Here is a 20,688-nt window from a genome sequence, read left to right on the forward strand (position 1 = left end):
GGCCCCCGGTCCGGCGTCGCCCGCATCACCGCACGATCGCCCTGAGCAGTCTCAGCGCGACCGACAGGGAGGAGATGTCGTCCTTCTCCAGCTGGTTCACCTCGGCGAACATGTTGCCTGCCCGCTGCAACTGGTCCGCGTTCTGATCCTGCCACGCCTGGAGCCTCTCGCCGGCGTCGTGCTCCCGGAGGTCGGTGGAGGCCTGGAGGACGGCGACCGTGATGTCGGCGACGGTCGAGTACAGGTCGTCGCGCAGCGCCGCCCGCGCGAGGGCCTGCCACCGGTCCCTGCGCGGGAGCTTCGTGATCCGCTCGAGGAGGGCATCCACTTCGAAGCGGTCGTACACCGCGTAGTACACCGCGGCGATCCTCTCGACCGGCTCGTCGATCCGGCGCGTGCTGTGGGCGATGTCGAGCAGCGCGAAGGACTCGAACTGTTCGGCCCAGTGCCGGCCGAGCTCCTCGGGCAGCTGCCACTCGTCGGCGACGGCCATCTCCTTCCGCACCCGCTCGAGGTCGCAGCCGCGGAGGTACACACTGAGCCGCGCGCGGAAGGGCTCCACCAGCGGCTTGAACGCCTGGATGTCCTCGGCCACGGACGTGCCCTGCTCCACGTGGTTCACGAACCAGCGCACCGCGCGGTCCAGCAGCCGGCGGAGGTCGAGGTGCACCGTGCTCCAGCGCCCCGTAGGGAAGTCCGCGGGAAGCGCGGCGAGGGCCTCGAGGGTGTCGTCCAGGGAGTAGATCTCACGCAGGGCGACGAACGCGCGTGCGATCACCGGCTCCGGGACGGAGGTCTCCTCGAGCACCCGGAACACGAAGGTGATCCCACCGAGGTTGATGATGTCGTTGGCGATGACCGTCGAGATGATCTCCCGGCGCAGCGGGTGGGTGTCGAGCAGGTCGTCGAAGCGTTCCACGAGCTGGCGCGGGAAGTAGCGCCTCAGGGTGCCGCGGAAGAAGGCGTCGTCCGCGAGGTCACTGGCGGACAGCACACGTGTGAGTTCGATCTTCGCGTAGGCCGCGAGGACCGAGAGCTCGGGCGAGGTCAGGCCCTGACCGGCGTCGAGCCGGCGGCGCAGCTCGGCCGTCGTCGGGAGCGCCTCCAGGCCGCGGTCGAGATCCACCTTCTTCTCGAGCCACTCCATCATCCGCTCGTAGCTCGGACTCCATTCGGTGACGCGCTGCCGGTCGTTGAGCAGGAGCACGTTCTGGTCGATGTTGTCCTGGAGCACGAGGTGCGCCACCTCGTCGGTCATCGAGTGGAGGAACTCCGTGCGTTCCTCGGGCCGGAGCCGACCGGCGCGGACCATGCGGTCGACGAAGATCTTGATGTTGACCTCGTGGTCCGAGCAGTCCACGCCGGCGCTGTTGTCGATTGCATCGGTGTTGAGGACGACGCCGGACAACGCCGCCTCGATCCGGCCGCGCTGCGTCATGCCGAGGTTGCCGCCCTCGCCGACCACCCGCACCCGCAGTTCGTTCCCGTCGACGCGGATCGCGTCGTTCGCGCGGTCCCCGACGTCGGCGTGCGTCTCCTGCGAGGACTTCACGTACGTACCGATGCCGCCGTTGTAGAGCAGGTCCGCCGGTGCGCGGAGAATCGCGCGGAGGAGTTCGGGCGGGCTCAGCGTCGTGACGTCGCCGTCGAGCCCCAGCGCCGCGCGCACCTCAGGCGAGACGGGGACCGACTTCGCATGGCGCGGGTAGACGCCGCCGCCCGCGCTGATGAGGCGGGGGTCGTAGTCCTGCCAGCTGGAGCGTGGCAGGTCGAAGAGCCGGCGACGTTCCGCGAAGGACGCCGCGGCGTCCGGAGCGGGGTCGAGGAAGATGTGGCGGTGGTCGAACGCCGCGAGGAGCCGGATGTGCTCCGAGAGCAGCATGCCGTTGCCGAAGACGTCACCGCTCATGTCACCGACGCCGACGACGGTGAACTCATCGGTCTGGGTGTCGACGTCGAACTCGCTGAAATGCCGTTTGACGGACTCCCAGGCGCCGCGCGCCGTGATGCCCATCGCCTTGTGGTCGTAGCCCACCGACCCGCCCGAGGCGAAGGCGTCGCCCAGCCAGAAGTCGTACTCGGCGGAGAGTTCGTTCGCGATGTCGGAGAAGGACGCCGTGCCCTTGTCCGCCGCGACCACGAGATAGGTGTCGTCGTCGTCGTGCCGCACCACCCGGGCGGGCGGCACGACGGCCTCCTGCACGCCGTCGGTCACGACGTTGTCCGTGATGTCGAGGAGGCCGCGGATGAACGTGCGGTAGCTCGCCTGCCCCTCCGCGAGCCAGGCACCGCGATCCACACCGGCGTCGGGGAGCTGCTTCGCGAAGAAGCACCCCTTGGCGCCGGTCGGCACGATGACCGCGTTCTTCACGGTCTGGGCCTTGACGAGACCCAGCACCTCGGTGCGGAAGTCCTCGCGCCGGTCGGACCAGCGCAGGCCGCCGCGGGCCACCTTGCCGAAACGGAGATGCACGCCCTCGACCTGCGGGGAGTAGACCCAGATCTCGTACTTCGGCCGCGGCAGTGGCGCACCGTCGATCCGCGCGGTGTCCAGCTTGACGCTCACGTGCCGCTTGTCCTGGAAGTAGTTCGTCCTCAGGGTCGCCTCGATGAGGTTCGCGAACGTCCGCAGCACGCGGTCGGCGTCGAGGGTGGCCACGGCGTCGAGGCCTTCGTCGAGCGCGGCGCGCGCATCGCGCATCGCCTCCTCTCGGTCCCCGACGAGGTCGGGATCGAAGCGCGCCGTGAACAGGGCCACCAACGCCCGCGTCACCGCGGGGTTCAGCAGCAGCGTGTCACCCACGAAGCCGTAGGAGTTGGTGTTCCCGAGCTGCCGCATGTACTTGGCGTAGGTGCGCAACACCACCACCTGGCGCCAGTGGAGCTGCTCCCGCAGGACGAGGCGGTCGAAGGCGTCGGACTCGCCGGCGCCCGTCACGGCCGCCCCGAAGGCCTGCTGGAGCAGATGCGCGGTCGCCACGGGAGAGACGCCGTCCGGGTACCGGACCCCGAGGTCGTACAGGAAGAACGAGGTGCCGTCCGACCGGGTGATCTCGAACGGACGCTCGTCGAGGACCTCGAGGCCCAGGTGGTGGAAGTACGGCAGGATCTGCGTGAGGCTCTTGGCCTCGGTCAGGTAGAGCTTGAGGCGGGCGTGTTCGACGCCGTCGGGCTCACGCCGTCGCGGCACGTAGACGTGGAGTCCCGGGACCGATCCGTCGGCGGCGGCGAGCTGTTCGAAGCGCGCGATGTCCTCGAGCGCATCCTCGACCTCGTAGTCGACGCGGTAGCTCGGCGGGAAGGACTCCCCCCACTGGCGGGCCAGCCGGCCTGCGACATCGTGCTCGAACCGGTCCTGCGCCACCTCGGCAATGCCCTCGGACCACGAGCGCGCGGCGCGGACGAGTCGCTCCTCCAGCTCACCGGCGTCGAGCTCCGGCACCTCCGCTCCGCGCTGCAGCCTGATGCGGAAGAACAATCGCGCGAGGGCGGACTCGCTCATGCGGGCCTCGAAGTCGATCGAATCGGCGTCCAGCGCGGCCCGGAGCTCCTCCTCGATCCGCAGACGCACGCTGGTGGTGTACCGGTCGCGCGGCAGGTACACCAATGCCGACATGAACCGCCCGTAGACGTCGGGACGCAGGAAGAGCCGCGTGCGGCGTCGTTCCTGCAGCCGGAGGATGCCGAGCGCGGTCGCCACGAGATCGGGGACCTCGATCTGGAACAGCTCGTCCCGCGGATAGGTCTCGAGGATGGACAGGAGGTCCTTACCGGAGTGGGAGTCGGACGGGAAGCCGCAGAGGCGCAGGACGTCGGTCACCTTGTCGCGGACGAGGGGGACGTTCCGGACGGAACCCGTATACGCACTCGTGGCGAAGAGGCCGATGAAACGGCGCTCGCCGGCGACGTTGCCCTGGGCGTCGAAGCTCTTCACGCCGATGTAGTCCAGGTAGGCGGCCCGGTGCACGGTGGAGCGCGAGTTCGCCTTCGTGATGACGAGCGCCCGGCGCTCGCGTGCCTTCGCCTTCCCCGCCGCCGTCAGCTGCTGGAGTCCGTGTCCGCTGGCCTGGCGCAGCAGCCCCAGTCCGCTCCCCTCCCGCACGGAGAGCGCCTCGGCGCCGGACTCGTCGGTCACGAGGTCGTACTCCTTGTAGCCGAGGAACGTGAAGTTGCCCTCGTCGAGCCACTGCAGGAGCTCCTGCGCCTGCCGGAGATCGGGGATGTCGCCGGAGCCGGCGATGCTGCCGAGCGACGCGCTGATGGATCGCACGGTGTCGCGCATCGCGGGCCAGTCCTCGACGGCGGCCCGCACGTCCTGCAGGATGCGCAGGAGGCCGTCGACCACGGATGTCCGCTCGTCCTGATCGGCGAGGCGTGAGACCTCCACCGAGATCCAGGACTCGATGTGGGTACTGCTGTCCGGCCCGCCCGCGAGCCCGCGGAGACTCGGCAGAGCCGCGGTGTCACCGCTGGACGCTCCCGCCGTCGACGGCACGCGCTTCAGCTCGAGGAGCGCGTGAGTGTCCGCCGTGCGCGAGGCGAGGAAGGTGGGATGGACCACCAGCTGGATGGCTGCGCTCTGCCGCACCAGCTCGGCCGTGACGGAGTCCACCAGGAAGGGCATGTCGTCGGTGACGATCATGACGATGCTCGAGGCGCCCTGATCGAGGACGTCGACGACGGCGGTGCCCGGTTCGCGCCGCTCCGCCAGGTCGCGATGTGCGAGCGCTCGTTCCCGGAGGTCGGCGTCGAGGTAGCCCGCGGCATCCTCGTCGGCGAGGTGCTCGAAGTAGTGCCCTACGAAGTCCTCCCGCGCGGTGTCCGACTCTGATTGATCCGTCGACCTGGATCCAGACGACATGGGGGAAGCCTCCGTAACGAAATGAAAGGCCGCTCCGTTGCGGCCTCTTACCCGGGAAGCCTATCGGTGTTCCGGGCAAACTTCACGTTGCCCGGACGGCCCCGCAGACCACGTCGCCGCCGGTTCTGCACGGGCACCTCCGCGAGCTCTGCGATGGCGAGGCGGAGCGGTGACGTGGCGGCGGTCTCGAGCAGGGCGGTGCCTGCGAGCAGGGCCTGGTCCGCAGCGGCGTAGTCGGCCGGGAGGAACGCCGAGATGGCCGCAGCCGGGCCGAATCGCTCCCACGCCTCGCGCAGCTGGGTCTCGGGGGCACGCCCGACGGCGGAGGTCCGGACCTTGTTGAACACGACCTGCGGGGTCGCGGTCGGCACGGCATCCGCCAGCTCGGTGAGTGCCTTCACCATGCGTGGCACCCCGATGGCGTCGGCTGCGCCCACCGCCATCACGGTGTCCGCCAGCTCGAGGCACCGCAGGGCGGCCCCGTTCCGCCTCGGTGCGAGCGTGTCGAAGCTGAGCTCCTCGTCGGCCTCCAGACAGAACCCGCAGTCGACGACGGTGACGTCCGCCAACGCCCTGGCCGCGTCGAGCACCTGCCCGAGCGCCGCCGGCCTGAGTTCCGGCCAGCGGTCCGGCCTGGTGATCCCCGTCAGGACACCCAGCTGCCCGCCCTTGATCGCGACACGCACGGCGACCCGGCCGAGAGCCGAGGAGGTGAAGCCGCCCTGGTCCGCGATGCGGCAGGCCTGAGCCAGCCCGGCCGATTCGTCGAGCAGCCCGAGGGACGCCCCGATGCTCGCGCCGTAGGTGTCCGCGTCGACGAGCAGCACCGATGAGCCGGACGCCGCCAGTTCGGCCGCCAGGTTGATCGCGACCGTCGTCCGTCCGGGCGCACCGGGCGGGCCCCAGACGGCGATGATCCGCCCCGCGCCCGGGCCGTCGGGAACGTCGACGGGCGGCGGTTCGATCGTCGTCAGCAGATCCAGCGGGTCCGCGTAGGCGAGCGAGCCGCGCCCCTGGCGGTCACCGGTCTCGAGGCGCTCGACCGCCCGCGTCACCGCAGCGGCGAGGACGGCGGGTTCCGCGTCGGCGTCGACGTACTCGATGCCGTCGAGCACCACCTCGCCCGCGCCCGGCGTCCCGTCCGAGAGCGCGATGACGGCGACCCCCGCGAAGCGCAGGCGCTCCACCAGCGACGCCGTCAGGTCCACCGTTCCCGGGGTCAGGATGGCCGCGCGCGCCAGTCCGGTCTGACACGCCGCGACGAGCTCGGTGAGTTCCTCGCAGCGCCGCACCACGGTCACGGGCCCGCGCAGCTGTTCGAGTCCCGGGACGTACGCGCTCGCGACGGGCCCCAGGGTGATGACGGGAATGCTCACGAACCGGCACCGGGATTCAGGACGACGGCGATCCGCGCGTCGTTGGACAGGGCATCGAGCAGGTCGGGCATCGTGACGTCGTCGACCAGCACCTGGACCAGCGTCGATGCGGTGGCTCCGAGCGCCGACTCGTCTACCGTCACCTCCGAGATCTCCGCGGCTTCGAGGAGGAGCTGCGGTTCCTCGTAGGTGTTGGTGTCCGTGCGCAGGGAGACCCATACGTCGACGCGATCGCCCGCCACGGTTCCGGTGGGGAGGGGGTCCTCGACCGTGAGCCCCACAGGTTTGCGGTCGAGATCGTCAGCGGCGCCGATCGCCGACGCGGGTACGAGTTCGCCCTGCGTGATCAGCCGCAACGCGACGCCCTGCTCCGGCACGCCGTCGGACACGGCGAGGTAGGACCCCGCGGCGTCGCCGAGCCGCACCGGGACGGCGACGAGATCGTCAGCGGTGATCAGGGTACCGACGGCGATGTCGTCCCGCGCGCCGTAGACCTGGACCGTCGTGTTCTGGCTGCTGAGGAGCGCGATCACGCCGGCGGTGGAGGCGAGGACCAGGAGGATGCCGATCAGCAGCCGTGGATCCCGCCACGACGGTTTCTTCAACCGCGGTGCCTCGGCCGTCTGCGACGTGCGTGTATCGATGCTCATGTCCTGTCCCCCAGATGTCGACGACCGGCCGCCGCCCATGCGGGCGACCTCCGTCGGTAATTGTGGTGCACGAAACACCTCAAAGGAACCGATCGTCCACAGAAGACGTCAAACTGTGGAAATCGACGTCATCCAGCGGCGACGATGGCAGACTGGTTCCACATCCCATCCATCAGGAGAGGCGGTCCCATGGCCGAGCGGCGGTTCCTCACTCTCGCAGACGTCGGCGAGGTGCTGAACATCAGTTCCTCACAGACGTATGCACTGGTGCGCTCGGGCGAACTCCCCGCCATCCAGGTCGGCGGCCGGGGGCAGTGGCGCGTCGAGACCCGCGTCCTCGAGGAATACATCGCGAAGGCCTATGAGAAGACGGCCTCCGCCCTGAAGAGCGACACCGGGATCAGCCCGCTCGCCTAGGCTGGCGTTCCGCCGGCGTGTCCGGCTCCTCGGCAGAGCCCGTCAGCACCGCCCGCGGTACTCCGGCACCGTGGGCGCGGCCCCATCCGCACACCGTCGGGAGCGGCGATCAGGAGACGACGGCGGGTTCCTCTCCCGCGGGTCCCCGACGACGCGGTGGTCCTACCCGGTGGTCCTACCCGGTCATGAGTGCGGCGTCGATCGAGTCGACGGACGAGAACGGTACCGTCACGACTTCCCGGGTCGTCGTAGCACGCCGCTCCTCCCCCGCGGGTGTCACACCCAGTTCGAGGAAGTCGGCGCCCACCCGGTCGATCACGCCGGCCAGCCGAACCGCCGGCGCCGAGAGCCAGACGACGACGTGCGCGCGGTCCCGGGACAAACCCCGAAGAGCGGAGCCCAGACCGAGCTTCGCCTGCACCCCCGACAGTGGCTGGCCGACACCGCGTCCCAGGCCGCGCAGAAGGTGGAGGGACTCCAGCGGTACGACGGAGAAGCGGCCCTCCACCTCGAGCGCGATCCACTGCGAGCCGACGGTCGTCAGGACACCGGACAACTGCCTGCCGCCGGTGGTGGTCAGACCGATCCGCGCCCCGCGTTGTCCCTGCAGGCGCTGCAGCAGGGTGAGCCTCGACTGCTCCGATCGGGTCCTGTCCCTGATCTCGCTCTCCTGCAGCGTGACCGACGCCGAATGGAGTTGTGCTTCGAGGTCGTCGAACAGGGCATCCCAACGCATCGCCTCAATGTAGGGGTGCCCCAGACCAGCGTCAAGCTGCAGCTCTTGCCATCTAAACAGTTCAGGGTAGACAAACTGCATCAAACTGCATCAAACTGTTTCCATACCCACGAAAGGAACGATGATGCGGCGCAGCGTGATGCAGGACGGACTGCAGGTACTGATGGTCCTGGCGTGTGCCGGTGCTCTGGCGCTGGCCGGGCAGGCCCTGCTCGCGCCTCAGCGCTCCGGCGCCTGGGGAATCGAACAGTTCCTCGGCGCGGGTTTTTCCCTCGTCGGCGCGGCCCTGAGCATCCTGTGGCTGCTCGCTCTCGCGCTCGCCGTCGTCGCCGCCGTCCTGCAACGCAGCGGCCGGCCAGCTGCTGCGTTGCTCGCGGCACGGTGCACTCCGGCGGTGATGAGGCGTCTGGCGGCGGCTCTCCTCGGGGTGAACCTCCTGGCCGTCCCGACTCTCGCTCAGGCAGCTCCGGACGGCGGGAGTTCCACGTCCCAGCACAGCGTGGCCGGTGCGTCTGCCACCCCGTACTGGGCGGTCGGGACCGGGACGGCACCGGGCGCGGAGGATGAGCGGGCTGCCGTCTCGTCCGACGACACCGCCGCCCCGACGGACACTCCGGGCGTCACCGACACCCCGGACACCCCGGGCGTCACCGACACCGCGGACACCCCGAGCGCAGGGCTCGACGAGAACTCGGCATCCACCGCGTCGGACGCGACGCCGCAGCCACCCGCCACGGTGAGTCCCGGCTGGAAGCCCCTGCCGATGCCTGCGGACGGCGGACTGTTGCTGCGTCAGGAGCTGCGCGCTCCATCGAACGCCGGCGAGGTGGTGGTAGCGCCCGGGGACTCGCTGTGGTCCATCGTTGCCACCCACCTCGGGCCTCTCGCGACCGCCTCCGAGGTCGCCGAGCTGTGGCCCGCCTGGTTCGACGCCAATCGCGCAACCATCGGCGATGATCCATCGCTCCTCATCCCGGGACAGGTGCTCACCCCGCCGCCTCCCTGACGGACCGCGCTCGTCCCCCGGCGTGAACAGGCCTGCACGAGCACCAGCCGGCACCCGCCGAGCGGCGCACGGTCATCACCCGAGCGACGCCCCGTCATCCGGCGCGCCCTGAAACGGCTCCCACCCGGTCTTCTGGAGGCCGGTCAGGTCGGATCCGCCGCCCACTCGATCGACCGCATCACGACATCGCATGACCGGTCGCTCAGCCGACAGCCCTGACCGATGGCCTCGTCAACGGCCCTGAGAACTCTTCCCGACCCTTCGTTCGACCCACCCTCCGACATTGCACCACCGACCTGGATTGGACCCGTCATGACTTCCGTCGCTCAGCTTCGCCGCCCCTCCACGGATCACCTCGCCGCCGTCAGCGGAGCACCGAGGCCTCTGCTCCCGGCAGCTCTCCGCCCGTCCCAGCCGGAATCAGCTCCTGTCATCCAGCTGCACCCCGTGCGGGACCTTGAACCTGCGGCGGATCCGCACGACACGACCGTCCAGCCTGATGACCTCGTCGGAGACCCGGGACGTCGGGTCGGCCCGCCGGCTCGGGGCGGTCTGGGACGTGTGACGTCGGGGTCCGAGGACGCCGCGATCGAGCGCATCTCGGGAATCGCGCGCTCCGTCGCGCAGGGAGCACTCGAGGTGCTTGCGGGAACGCGTCCGCTCCAGCAGCTGGCGCGTTGGCTCGACCCCGACAACTACGAGCGCCTGCAACTCCGTGCCAACCTCGTCCGCTGCATCTCCTCCGCATCCGGGGCATCGGCGGGGACCCAGCCCTCCGACTCCCCCAGCGTGCGCCGCCACGTCGTGGTGCGGTCCGCCCGGGTGTGTCCCGTCGACGCCGGGGTGTACGAGGCGTCCGTCGTGGCCTACGACCAGAAACGCGTCCGCGCCGTCGCTCTGAGGATCGAGCAACGACGCGGACAGTGGCGGGTGACCGCCCTCGAGATCGGGTGACTACTTCTTGCGGCCCTTCTTGGCCGACGGCGGAACAGCCTGCGTCTTGTTCCGCTCGACGTGCATCTCCGCCTCACCCTGGGCGTTGGGCGCCGAGAAGTTCAGCGTCGCGGGCTTCGCCGGAGCCTCCAGCCCGGCGGCCTTGATGGTCGGCGTCTGCACCACGCTGCGTCCGTCGGTGACGCCGGGCAGCCCGGTCCGCGCGGGAGCGGAGACCTCGACCTCGAGGTTGAACAGGTACCCGATGCTCTCCTCGCGGATGGCTTCCATCATGGCCTGGAAGAGGATGAAGCCCTCGCGCTGGTACTCGACGAGCGGATCCCTCTGGGCCATGGCGCGCAGCCCGATACCCTCCTTGAGGTAATCCATCTCGTACAGGTGCTCCTGCCACTTGCGTCCGATCACGGACAGCACCACACGACGCTCGAGCTCCCGCATCGACTGCTCCCCCAGCGCCTCCTCACGGGCCTGGTACGCCAGTTTCGCGTCGGAGAGGATCTCGCTGTGCAGGAAGTCACGGGTGATCTTCGACGTGCCTCCCGCTTCCTCGATGACCTCGTCGGAGGTCAGCGTGATGGGGTAGAGCGTCTTCAGGTTGGTCCAGAGCAGGTCGTAGTCCCAGTCGTCCCCATGACCCTGGGCCGTGGCCTCGTCGACCATCGCCGTGATCACGTCCTCGAGGAAGAACTGCACCTTCTCCCGAAGATCGCCACCCTCGAGGATGCGGCGCCGGTCACCGTAGATGGCCTCGCGCTGGCGGTTGAGGACGTCGTCGTACTTCAGGACGTTCTTCCGCTGCTCGGCGTTGCGCCCCTCCACCTGGCCCTGTGCGTTCTCGATCGCCTTGGACACGATCTTCGACTCGAGTGCGACGTCGTCGGGCATGGTCGCGCTGTTCATGATGCGTTCCGCACCGCCCGAGTTGAACAGACGCATGAGGTCGTCGGTCAGCGAGAGGTAGAAGCGGGAGCGGCCGGGGTCGCCCTGACGCCCCGAGCGGCCGCGCAGCTGGTTGTCGATACGCCTCGACTCGTGGCGCTCCGTCCCGAGGACGTAGAGCCCGCCCAACTCGCGGACCTCCTCCTGCTCGGCCTTCACCGCTTCCTTGGCGGCCTCGAGGGCCTCGGGCCACTTGGCCTCGTACTCCTCCGCGTTCTCCGCGGGATCGAGCCCGGTCTTCTCGAGTGCGGCGACGGCGTTGAACTCGGCGTTGCCGCCGAGCATGATGTCCGTCCCTCGGCCGGCCATGTTGGTCGCGACGGTGACCGCGCCCTTCCGGCCTGCCTGCGCGATGATCGCGGCCTCACGCGCGTGGTTCTTCGCGTTGAGGACCTCGTGGCGCACTCCGGCCTTCGCCAGCTGCTTGGAGAGGTACTCGCTCTTCTCCACGCTCGTGGTACCGACGAGGACGGGCTGCCCGGTCTCGTGACGCTCCACGATGTCCTTGACGACGGCGTCGAACTTCGCGACCTCGTTCTTGTAGATGAGGTCCGAGAGGTCCTTGCGTGCCATCTCCCTGTTCGTCGGGATGGGCACCACGCCGAGCTTGTAGGTGGACATGAACTCGGCGGCCTCGGTCTCGGCGGTACCGGTCATGCCCGAAAGCTTCTCGTACAGGCGGAAGTAGTTCTGCAGGGTGACCGTGGCGAGCGTCTGGTTCTCCGCCTTGATCTCCACGCCCTCCTTGGCCTCGATGGCCTGGTGCATGCCCTCGTTGTAGCGACGTCCGGCGAGGATGCGGCCGGTGTGCTCGTCGACGATCATCACCTCGCCGTTGAGGACCACGTAGTCCTTGTCGCGCTTGAAGAGCTCCTTGGCCTTGATGGCGTTGTTCAGGAAGCCGATGAGCGGCGTGTTGGCCGACTCGTACAGGTTGTGGATGCCGAGGTAGTCCTCGACCTTCTCGATCCCGTCCTCGAGCACGCCGACCGTGCGCTTCTTCTCGTCGACCTCGTAGTCGGTCTCGACGGTGAGTTTTTGCACCACCTTGGCGAACTCGTTGTACCAGCGGTTCACGTCGCCCGAGGCCTGGCCGCTGATGATGAGCGGCGTCCTCGCCTCGTCGATGAGGATGGAGTCCACCTCGTCGACGACGGCGAAGTTGTGGCCGCGCTGCACGAGCTCGGCTGCGCTCCAGGCCATGTTGTCGCGCAGGTAGTCGAAGCCGAACTCGTTGTTCGTGCCGTAGGTGATGTCGGCCGCGTACTGCTCACGGCGCGTCGCAGGATCCTGCTTGGAGAGGATGCAGCCGCTCGTCAGGCCGAGGAAGCGGTATACGCGCCCCATGAGGTCCGACTGGTACTCGGCGAGGTAGTCGTTGACCGTGACCACGTGCACGCCCTTGCCGCTGAGGGCGTTGAGGTAGGCGGGCGCGGTGGCGACGAGAGTCTTGCCCTCGCCGGTCTTCATCTCGGCGATGTTGCCGAGGTGGAGGGCTGCACCGCCCATGAGCTGGACGTCGAAGTGCCGCAGACCGAGGGTGCGGCTGGAGGCCTCCCGGACGGCGGCGAAGGCCTCGGGGAGTAGTTCGTCGAGCGTGGCGCCGTCGGCGTGGCGCTTCTTCAGCCGGTCGGTCTCACCGCGCAGCTCCGCGTCGGACATCTCCCGGAACTCGTCCTCGAGGACGTTGATCGCGTCGGCGTAGTTCCGGAGTCGCTTGAGGGTCTTCTTGTCCCCGGTGCGGAGAACACGTTCAAGAAGTGATGGCACTGATATTCGCTCCCAAGTCGATGCTGCCGAAGATGGCGTCCCCAGTCTATGTGAGGACGTGTGGGGCTCGGCGTGCGTTCCCGTGCCGAGCGCGGCGGCGGAGGCCGGCCGGGGTCAGACTAGCCTGCCGACCTCCACGTCGAGCCCAGGCGCGAGGTTCCCGCGGTCCTCGACCACGACGTCGTCGAGCCCGAGCCACCGCGCGAGCAACCTCAGCTCGGCGGCCAGTTCGACGGCGGTGTCCGCGGGAGCGCCGGGCTCGGCGTGCGCCGCCCTCACCAGCAGGAGCCCGGCCGCGCGGTCGGCCTTCAGGTCCACGCGCGCGGCGATGCCGTCGCGGAGCAGGAACGGCAGCACGTAGTAGCCGTGCACGCGACGGGCGGCCGGGGTGTAGATCTCGATGCGGTAGTGCACCCCGAAGAGCGTCTGCAGCCGATCGCGATCGAAGACCATCGAGTCGAAGGGGCTCAACAGCGCGCGGCCCCGCGCGTGTCGCGGAAGCACCGCCGCCGGGTCGAGGTACCACGGCTCCGGTGCGCCCCCGACGGTGACGGTTTCCACCTCACCACGCGCGACGAGCAGGTCGAGCGCGAGTCTTGTCTCCCGGACGGGCGTCCTGAAGTAGTCGGAGACCGAGCGGGCGGGAGCGACGCCGAGCGCGGCCAGCGACCGCCCGGCGAGCACACCCAGCGACTCCATCCGGTCCACGGGCTCAGCCTCGGGCTCTGGCAGGACGCGCTCGAGTGGCGAGTACAGGCGCTCGAACTGCGCGGTCCGCCCAGCCGACCCGATGACGCCGCGCGCGAAGAGATCCTCGAGGACGCGCTTGGAGGCCGTCCACCGCCACCCCCAGCCCTCCGCGGGCCTGTCCCCCTCGACACCGAGAGCACGCTGAACCGCGGTGGCCGTCAGGGGGCGGTGGCGGGAAAGCACCTGCAGGACGTTCTCCTCGAGGGTCGTCCGGGCCTCGGTCGGCATGGCGCCCGCCCCCATCCAGGTGCGACGCTGCCAGGACCTGAGATGCGGCAGCAGGTCGGGCCGGACGAGGCTCGCCTCGTGGGCCCAGTACTCGATGAGGGTGCGCGGCGCCCTGGAGGACATGCGGTCGAGGTCGGCGCGATCGTAGTCGCCCAGCCGCGAGAACAGGGGCAGGTAGTGGGACCGCACGAGGACATTGACGGAGTCGATCTGCAGCACCTGCAGTCGCCGCACGGTCGACGTCAGGGCGCGGCGCGACGACGGCGCCTCCAGACGGGGCCGATGGAGCCCCTGGGCTGCGAGCCCGATCCGTCGTGCCTGCGCGATCGACAGTCCTGTCATGCAGCTCCTCAAGAATCGTGCCGTGCTGCCGCGGTGCCGTCTGGCACCGGTCGGTCCGCCGAGCGCGGATGTCATGGAACTGCCCCCGCCGGGTGGCGGGGGCAGCTCGCTGGACGGTTGTGCCGGCGCGAATGCGCCGGATAGGGCGGCGGCTAGGCCGAGGCAGCTTCCTTGGCGCGGTAGGCGAGGAGCTCCTCGTGCGGCTCCTCGGTACCTTCCGCGCACTTCGCGTCGAGCGTGATCACGCCGTAGGTCCAGCCCTGGCGCCGGTACACCACGGAGGGTGTCCCGGTGGTGGAGTCGATGAAGAGGTAGAAGTCGTGGCCGACCAGCTCCATGTTGTCGACGGCGTCGTCGAGCGTCATCGGGACGCCGGAGAACACCTTGCGGCGGATCAGCACCGGCGAGTCACCCGCCGGGATGTCGTCCGGACTCGAGTAGGCGTCGACGTCCTCCGTCGGAGGAGCGGGCTCGGACGCCGTCGGCTCGATCACCGGGGTCTCGAGATAGATGGGCTGTGCGGGATCGGCCGGCTCGAGATCCGCCGTGGCGATCCGGACGGCGATCGGTGTGTGCCGACCGTGGTGGACCTTGCGGCGGTCGCGCGCCCTGCGCAACCGCTCGAGCAGCTTGCCGTAGGCGAGGTCGAAGGCGGCGAACTTGTCGGCCGCCGTGGCCTCGGCGCGGACGACCGGCCCTTTGCAGAGCACCGTCAGTTCGACGGTGAGTGAGGTGTCCGCCATCCGGGCGCTGGCTTCCTTGGTGATCTTGGCATCGACGCGCTGTACCTTGTCGCCGAGCTGCTCGATCTTGTCGATCTTCTCCGTCGCGTACTCGCGGAAGCGGTCAGATACCGCCAGGTTGCGACCATTGATCACGAATTCCATGGAGCCCTCCACATCACTAGATGACACGGCGGCGGCCGGGATGGGTGCAGAGCCACCGCCGACGGATACCTGTCTTCTTTGGGTGGTACCCGTACTTCACGGTAGTTCACCCCTCCCCGTTATTCATCCCTTGACGCACTCTTACTTCCGGCAGTTCGCTGGATGTCCGTCGGGCGTTCCCCGTGAACGGGTCGCCCGGTCGCCGGTGGCGTGCCCGCTCCCGACGAGGACGCCGTCGAGCCCTCCGGAGGTCCCGCCGGAGGTCCCGCCGGCGACCCGGCCGGGGAGCGGGTGGCGGCCACGACGACGGCGCCCACGACGGTCGCGCCGGCGGCGACGAGCGCCCGGTGCGCCTCACCGATCGTGGCGCCGGTGGTCAGGACGTCATCGATGACGAGGCACCGACGTCCGGCGAGATCGTGCTTCCTCCCCTCGCTAACGGTCATGGACCGCATGACGTTCGAGCGTCGGCGTCGTCGGCCGGCTCCTTTCTGGCCCCCGCTCATCCGCGACGTGAGGGCGTGCCGGAGGAGCCGGCCGGCGGACATCGTCGGGTCGTCGCGCAGCGCCGTGATGATCCGCTCCGGCAGCGGCACGTGCGCGAGCCACGGGGCGAGTGCTGCACCGGCGGGCAGCTGCCCGCGACGGTCGAGGTGGACCAGCAGGACCATCAGGGGGTCGTACCCGCGGCGTCGACGGGCGGCGCCGCGGGTGGGCACCGGGACGAGGAGGACGCGCCCACTCTCGATCCCCCGACCGAGCCCACCGCCGAGCCCACCGCCGAGCCCACCGCCGAGCCCACCGGATACCCCCTCGTGCAGCGCTCCGGCGAGTGCCGCCGCGACGGGTCCTGCGAGATCGAGGTGCCCGTGGTTCTTGAAGGCCAGCAGCACGGCGGACACCGCACGGCCGTACCGACCGGCGGCGAGGACCGGAAGGGGCCGGTAGCCGTCCGGAGTCGCCGGACCGTCGTCGTCGACCGCCGCACCCGTGCGCCGCGCGGATCGGGAGAGGGGTCTCGGAGGTACCACGACGTCCGGCAGGGCCTCCGCCGCGCCCTCGGCCCGGAAGGGGCGGGCCGTGGCGGAGCGGAAGCTGCGGGAGCATCCGCGACAGAGCGAGGTGTCCCACCGGCCGCACACCACGCACGCCGACGGGAACAGGAGGGCGGCGAAGGCCGTGGCAGCCGCCCCGATGGTCAACCCGGTCCGGCCGAGGGCCAGGCGGTCGAGCACGGAGTCGACGCGGGACCGGACGCCGGGGACGACGGAGGAGGAGTGCATGCCACCATCGCATCACCGGCTCGACGGCGGCAGCGGTCCTCTCCCCCGTATGTGGACGACGTCAGCCCGGGAAGGCGATGTCGCGGACGTCGATCTCGACGTCCAGCCAGCTGTTGTTCCCGATGCGCCGGAACAGGGTGGACCCTGCCTGCGCGTAGAAGGTGTCCTCGGCGTCGGAGCCCGCACTGATCGACAGCACGCCGTCGAGCTCGGTCATCGACTCCAGCGTCCCGTCCAGCTGCAGGACCACCGGCGTGGCCTCGACGTCGGCGCCGACGGTGGACGCCACGATGGTGCTCTGGCCTGCCCAGACCGCAGTGTCGACGTCGCCGGCCGTACGCAGCGCGAGCGGTGTGGTCAGTGACTGCGGTGCACCCTCGGCGGAGCGGGTGATGCCCGAGATCAGCAGTTCGCTCTCGCCGTCGCGCTCGGTGACCACGAGGACGCGCGAACCGTCGCGGGACACACGTACCTCCTTCACCAGCCGGTCGGCCAGCCAGGGAGCCGCGACCAGGACCGCGTTGGCCTCGGACCCGCCCGGCGGAACGGCGAGGACCTCGCTGCGGCCCTCCGTGATCCTGCCCGTCCAGACCCAGTTCTCGGGGTCGAAGGAAGGACGGGTCAGCGAACCGCCGGACACCACCCCGCGGGCCTGGCTACCCGGCGCCGTGACGTACAGGGAGGAGCGGTCGCCGGAGAGGAAGGCGTAGGCGCTGCCGGAGAGGGAGGTGGCAGGCATCCTGGGATCGAGCGCCGCGACGGACGCCAGCCCCTCGACGGGGGCGATCCCCCCGGTACGTACCCGCACGAGTTCGCCGTCGGCGATGGCCACCTGTTCGCCCCCGATGTCCGGGGCGAGTTGCGGCACCACCAGCTCGGGCGAGTCCGCGCCCAGCTGGATCGGCTGCCCGCTGGACATCTCGACCGTCGCGACGTCGTTCAGCCCGGTGAGATTGACCTCCAGCTGCTGGTTCATCTGCTGCAGCCCGAGGTCGGTGGCGCCGTCCAGCACCTCCGCCGAGAGTTCCACGGACGCCGTCCCCGAGGTGATCGGCACGGAGTCGCGTGCGAGCGTGACGCCCTCCGGGAAGGCACTCGTGACCGAGCCCTGCAGGTATGGCGCCGGGCCGGCGAGCATGGTGCTCACGACCCGCGCCGCCACGCCGGCCCTCCGCACGAACCAGCGGGCATCCGGCACCCAGTACCGGTAGTTGCTGCTGTAGAAGTAGAGGCTGTGGGAGATGAGGAGCTCCTGGGCGGCACTCTGGGCGAGCAAGATGCCGTCGGGCACCTCCGCGATACGCCACTGGCCGTCCACCTGCTCCATCCTGACCCCGAGCGTCTCGGCGACCGGGACCGGGAGGTCGGTCCGGACACCGCGCGCGTCGACCGTCCCCGTGGTTTCCAACTGGATCTGGAAGATGCCCTCGGTCTCGCGCTGCTCCACCCGCGGCTCGCTGCTGAACAGGACGATCCGCTCCTCGGGCTTCCAGCTCTCGGCGAGTTCCCTGGTCAGGAACTGCCGGGCGACGCTGTACCCGTCGCCGGCACCCGTGCCGGCCGTGATGAACCCGCGGAGGACGAGTTCGGGCGCCGCGCCGGGGGCCGGGCCCTCGGGCGAGAAGGCGGGCGCGTCGGCGTCGGGATCGCCCGGCGCGGCGGAGATGACGCCCACGGGACCCTTGGTGGGGATGGCCGAGCAGCCGGTGAGCCAGACCAGACAGAGGGCGAGCACGGCAGCGATGACGACCGTCGCGCGAGGCCTGCGCCGCGGAGGATTCTCGCGGGGACGCCCGCGCCCTGCCGACGTCATCGCTCGACCTCCCGCGTCACACGTGTGGAGCCGGTGTGGACCGACTCCGTCCCGGGCGCAACGCGGCCGGACTCGGTGGCAGGCGCCATCGACGACGGCGATGGCGGCAGAGCGAGCGGCGACGCCGTCAGGTTGCCGCCCTCGTGGCGAGGGACTGTGAGGCGGAAGCAGGCGCCGTCGCCCGGCGTACCCCAGGCCTCCAGCCAGGCGCCGTGCAGTCGTGCGTCCTCCAGGGCGATCGACAGCCCCAGCCCGCTGCCGCCCGTGGTGCGGGCTCGCGCGGGATCAGCTCTCCAGAACCTGTCGAACACACGGGTGGCCTCTTCTCCTGCCATGCCGATCCCGTGATCACGGACCGCCACCGCGACGGCCTCCGGACTGCAGGCGATGTGGACGTCCACGGGCCCCCCTTCGGCGTGCTCGAGTGCGTTGACGATGAGGTTGCGGAGGATGCGGTCGATCCGGCGGGCGTCCGCGTCGACGATGCAGCGCGACTCACCGGTGATGATCCTGAGCTCGGACCCGAGGCGATCGGCCAGCGGTCCCGCCCCGTCGATCGAGTGCTGCACCAACTGCACCAGATCCGTCGGCTCGGCCTCGAGCGTGGCTGCGCCGGCGTCGAACCGCGAGATCTCCAGCAGGTCCGCGAGGAGTGCCTGGAACCGCTCCACCTGGTCGAAGAGGATCTCCGCCGATCGCTTGTTGATCGGGTTGAACTCCTCCCGGGCGTCGTGCAGCACCTCGGCGGCCATACGGACGGTGGTGAGCGGGGTCCGCAGCTCGTGCGAGACGTCGGAGACGAAGCGCTGCTGCATCTGCGAAAGCTGTGCGAGTTGCGTGATCTGGTCCTGGAGGCTGCCGGCCATGTGGTTGAAGGACAACCCAAGACGGGCCACCTCGTCCTCCCCGCTCACCTCCATGCGCTCCTGCAGCTGACCGGACGCGAGCTTCTCGGCCACCGAGGCCGCGTGACTGACCGGGCGCACGACACTGCGGGTCACGTACCAGGTGATCGCCCCGATGACGAGCAGGAGCACGAGGCCCACGAGCCAGAGCGTGCGGTGGATGTCGTCGAGCGTGGCCTGCATCGAGGAGAGGTCGTAGTAGACGTACAACCCGTACGCGGTGCGCTCGGGCGGCAGTTGCACCTGCGTGCCGAACACCACGCCCGGTGCGTCCTGCTGCGCGTCCTCCGTCACCGGGATCACGGTGGGCGCCCAGTAGATGTCCTGGCCGGACTCCACGGCGCCCTTCAACTCGGGCGGGAGCATGCTGTCGGTGACACCCTGCTGCGTCACGGTGGTGGGGATCAGCAGTCCCCCGCCCTCGGACATGGGCACCAGGATGGCCTGCCGGGGGGCCTCCGTCTCGTTGCCCACGAGCGCGTTCACCGAGTCGATCACGAGGCGGTTGGTCGTGTCGGCGTCCGTGGCCGACGAGTCGCGGAACACGGCCTTCGTCGAGATCAGGGCGCGGCCCGCCTCGGCGCTGAACTGGTCGAACCGCTCCTCGTACAGCGCGTTGGCGATCTGGTTCGAGAGGAACCCGCCGACCGCGACGAAGGACACGGAGGTCAGGAGCATGGTGGCGACCACCGTGCGGAACTGCAGCGATCGGCGCCAGCGGCGACCGATGTCCTCGCCGACCCTGCGTGCGCGGGCGACGCGCGAGCGCCCGTCGGACGCGGGGGTCACGGGGGACGCCCCACCACCGGCGAGCAGGGCCGGCCCCTGAACCGCGGGGAACGCGCCGGTGCCGGGCTCGACGTCGTCGTGCGGACGATCGGCGTCACCGCCGCGAGCCACGGCGGTGCGGTGATCGACGGCGCCGTCGTGGTCGTGGGCGGAGACAGCGGGAGCGCCGTGGTGGGCGCCCCCCGCGTCAGCCCTGTCCGGCCTTATAACCGACACCGCGCACCGTCAGCACGATCTCCGGGGCTTCGGGATCGCGTTCGATCTTCGAGCGCAGCCTCTGGACATGCACGTTGACCAGGCGTGTGTCCGCGGCGTGCCGGTAGCCCCACACCTGCTCGAGCAGCAACTCCCGCGTGAACACCTGCCACGGCTTGCGGGCGAGCGCGACGAGCAGGTCGAACTCGAGGGGCGTGAGCGAGACCTTCTGGCCCGAGCGCGTCACCTCGTGACCGGCGACGTCGATGCTCACCTCGCCGATGCGGAGCGTCTCCGGCGCCTTCGACTCCGCGGGCCTCAGGCGTGCACGCACGCGCGCCACGAGCTCGGCGGGCTTGAACGGCTTGGGCACGTAGTCGTCGGCCCCGGATTCGAGCCCGCGCACGACGTCGGACGTGTCCGACTTCGCGGTCAACATCACGATGGGGAGGTCCGATTCCTCACGGATCTGACGGCACACCTCGATACCGTCCAGACCCGGCAGCATGAGATCGAGCAGCACGAGGTCGGGATGGCTGGAACGGAAGACGCCGAGGGCGGCTGCGCCGTCGGCGCAGAACACGGGATCGAATCCGTCGTTGCGGAGAACGATCCCGATCATCTCGGACAGTGCCTCGTCGTCGTCGATGACCAGTATGCGAGCCTTCATACCCCCATAGTGTCGTATCGGGCACGCAAAGTCCCACCGCCGGGAGCGCGCGCCGCGGCCCTCGGCGGCGCCGGCACGTCCGCAGCGCGGTCGCTTCCGACCGAAACGGCACGACGC

14 protein-coding genes are annotated in these 20,688 nt (G+C 69.9%); 3 read left to right on the forward strand and 11 right to left on the reverse strand.

Annotated features, from left to right (window positions below):
* Nucleotides 1-25: 25 nt before the first annotated feature.
* Genes AC4D16_RS04340 through AC4D16_RS04350 form a run of 3 tightly spaced genes read right to left on the reverse strand, consistent with a single transcriptional unit; the run spans nt 26 to nt 6,887 of the window.
* Nucleotides 26-4,861, reverse strand: a complete 4,836-nt coding sequence (locus tag AC4D16_RS04340; RefSeq protein WP_490954076.1) for an NAD-glutamate dehydrogenase — start codon at nt 4,859-4,861, stop codon at nt 26-28.
* A gap of 47 nt (nt 4,862-4,908) precedes the next feature.
* Nucleotides 4,909-6,237, reverse strand: coding sequence for a CpaE/TadZ family protein (locus tag AC4D16_RS04345; protein ID WP_490954077.1), 1,329 nt, complete (start codon nt 6,235-6,237; stop codon nt 4,909-4,911).
* Entirely contained in the window at nt 6,234-6,887 is a 654-nt protein-coding gene (locus tag AC4D16_RS04350; protein WP_490954078.1) for a CpaB family protein, read from the reverse strand. Before AC4D16_RS04350 ends, AC4D16_RS04345 begins: the two co-directional genes overlap by 4 nt.
* 189 nt (nt 6,888-7,076) lie before the next feature.
* Between AC4D16_RS04350 and AC4D16_RS04355 the strand changes: the two genes are divergently transcribed.
* Nucleotides 7,077-7,304: a helix-turn-helix domain-containing protein gene (locus tag AC4D16_RS04355; RefSeq protein ID WP_490948726.1), complete on the forward strand. Its 228-nt coding sequence runs from the start codon at nt 7,077-7,079 to the stop codon at nt 7,302-7,304.
* Nucleotides 7,305-7,479: 175 nt separating this feature from the next.
* Here the strand turns inward: AC4D16_RS04355 and AC4D16_RS04360 are convergent, their stop codons facing one another.
* Nucleotides 7,480-8,040 (reverse strand): hypothetical protein, encoded by a 561-nt coding sequence (locus AC4D16_RS04360; RefSeq protein WP_490954079.1) that lies wholly within the window; start codon nt 8,038-8,040, stop codon nt 7,480-7,482.
* 121 nt (nt 8,041-8,161) lie between these two features.
* Here AC4D16_RS04360 and AC4D16_RS04365 point away from each other — a divergent pair, with 121 nt between their 5' ends.
* Both AC4D16_RS04365 and AC4D16_RS04370 read left to right on the forward strand, forming a co-directional pair.
* Nucleotides 8,162-9,046 carry a LysM peptidoglycan-binding domain-containing protein gene (locus AC4D16_RS04365; protein WP_490954080.1) on the forward strand — a complete coding sequence of 295 codons (885 nt, stop codon included), beginning with the start codon at nt 8,162-8,164 and terminating at the stop codon, nt 9,044-9,046.
* Nucleotides 9,047-9,358: 312 nt separating this feature from the next.
* Complete coding sequence (locus AC4D16_RS04370; RefSeq protein WP_490954081.1) at nt 9,359-10,000, forward strand: Rv3235 family protein; 642 nt, start codon at nt 9,359-9,361, stop codon at nt 9,998-10,000.
* On the opposite strand, the gene secA is transcribed toward AC4D16_RS04370, so the two are convergent.
* The 7 genes from secA to mtrA all read right to left on the reverse strand — a co-directional run bounded on the left by secA (nt 10,001) and on the right by mtrA (nt 20,571).
* Complete coding sequence (secA, locus tag AC4D16_RS04375) at nt 10,001-12,709, reverse strand: preprotein translocase subunit SecA (RefSeq protein WP_490954082.1); 2,709 nt, start codon at nt 12,707-12,709, stop codon at nt 10,001-10,003.
* A 114-nt stretch (nt 12,710-12,823) separates the two neighbouring features.
* A complete protein-coding gene (locus tag AC4D16_RS04380; protein WP_490954083.1) occupies nt 12,824-14,029 on the reverse strand; it encodes a winged helix-turn-helix domain-containing protein in 1,206 nt (401 codons plus the stop codon).
* A 152-nt stretch (nt 14,030-14,181) separates the two neighbouring features.
* Complete coding sequence (hpf, locus tag AC4D16_RS04385) at nt 14,182-14,916, reverse strand: ribosome hibernation-promoting factor, HPF/YfiA family (protein ID WP_490948720.1); 735 nt, start codon at nt 14,914-14,916, stop codon at nt 14,182-14,184.
* A 119-nt stretch (nt 14,917-15,035) separates the two neighbouring features.
* On the reverse strand, nt 15,036-16,199 hold the full coding sequence (locus AC4D16_RS04390; RefSeq protein WP_490954084.1) for a ComF family protein: 1,164 nt from the start codon (nt 16,197-16,199) through the stop codon (nt 15,036-15,038).
* A 61-nt stretch (nt 16,200-16,260) separates the two neighbouring features.
* Nucleotides 16,261-18,012, reverse strand: coding sequence for an LpqB family beta-propeller domain-containing protein (locus tag AC4D16_RS04395; protein ID WP_490954085.1), 1,752 nt, complete (start codon nt 18,010-18,012; stop codon nt 16,261-16,263).
* On the reverse strand, nt 18,009-19,922 hold the full coding sequence (gene mtrB / locus AC4D16_RS04400; RefSeq protein ID WP_490954086.1) for an MtrAB system histidine kinase MtrB: 1,914 nt from the start codon (nt 19,920-19,922) through the stop codon (nt 18,009-18,011). The genes AC4D16_RS04395 and mtrB overlap by 4 nt, the downstream gene beginning before the upstream one ends.
* Nucleotides 19,894-20,571, reverse strand: coding sequence for an MtrAB system response regulator MtrA (mtrA, locus tag AC4D16_RS04405; protein WP_490948716.1), 678 nt, complete (start codon nt 20,569-20,571; stop codon nt 19,894-19,896). Before mtrA ends, mtrB begins: the two co-directional genes overlap by 29 nt.
* Nucleotides 20,572-20,688 lie beyond the last annotated feature (117 nt).

The organism is Arthrobacter sp. TJ-236 (assembly GCF_058269235.1).

Excerpts from the sequence above, each read along its gene's own strand:
- AC4D16_RS04350 (WP_490954078.1), bottom strand. The coding sequence starts at position 6,887 with ATGAGCATCGATACACGCACGTCGCAGACGGCCGAGGCACCGCGGTTG.
- AC4D16_RS04380 (WP_490954083.1), bottom strand. The coding sequence starts at position 14,029 with ATGACAGGACTGTCGATCGCGCAGGCACGACGGATCGGGCTCGCAGCC.
- AC4D16_RS04355 (WP_490948726.1), top strand. The coding sequence starts at position 7,077 with ATGGCCGAGCGGCGGTTCCTCACTCTCGCAGACGTCGGCGAGGTGCTG.
- AC4D16_RS04360 (WP_490954079.1), bottom strand. The coding sequence starts at position 8,040 with ATGCGTTGGGATGCCCTGTTCGACGACCTCGAAGCACAACTCCATTCG.
- AC4D16_RS04395 (WP_490954085.1), bottom strand. The coding sequence starts at position 18,012 with ATGACGTCGGCAGGGCGCGGGCGTCCCCGCGAGAATCCTCCGCGGCGC.
- AC4D16_RS04370 (WP_490954081.1), top strand. The coding sequence starts at position 9,359 with ATGACTTCCGTCGCTCAGCTTCGCCGCCCCTCCACGGATCACCTCGCC.
- hpf (WP_490948720.1), bottom strand. The coding sequence starts at position 14,916 with ATGGAATTCGTGATCAATGGTCGCAACCTGGCGGTATCTGACCGCTTC.
- AC4D16_RS04340 (WP_490954076.1), bottom strand. The coding sequence starts at position 4,861 with ATGTCGTCTGGATCCAGGTCGACGGATCAATCAGAGTCGGACACCGCG.
- AC4D16_RS04365 (WP_490954080.1), top strand. The coding sequence starts at position 8,162 with ATGATGCGGCGCAGCGTGATGCAGGACGGACTGCAGGTACTGATGGTC.
- AC4D16_RS04390 (WP_490954084.1), bottom strand. The coding sequence starts at position 16,199 with ATGCACTCCTCCTCCGTCGTCCCCGGCGTCCGGTCCCGCGTCGACTCC.
- mtrA (WP_490948716.1), bottom strand. The coding sequence starts at position 20,571 with ATGAAGGCTCGCATACTGGTCATCGACGACGACGAGGCACTGTCCGAG.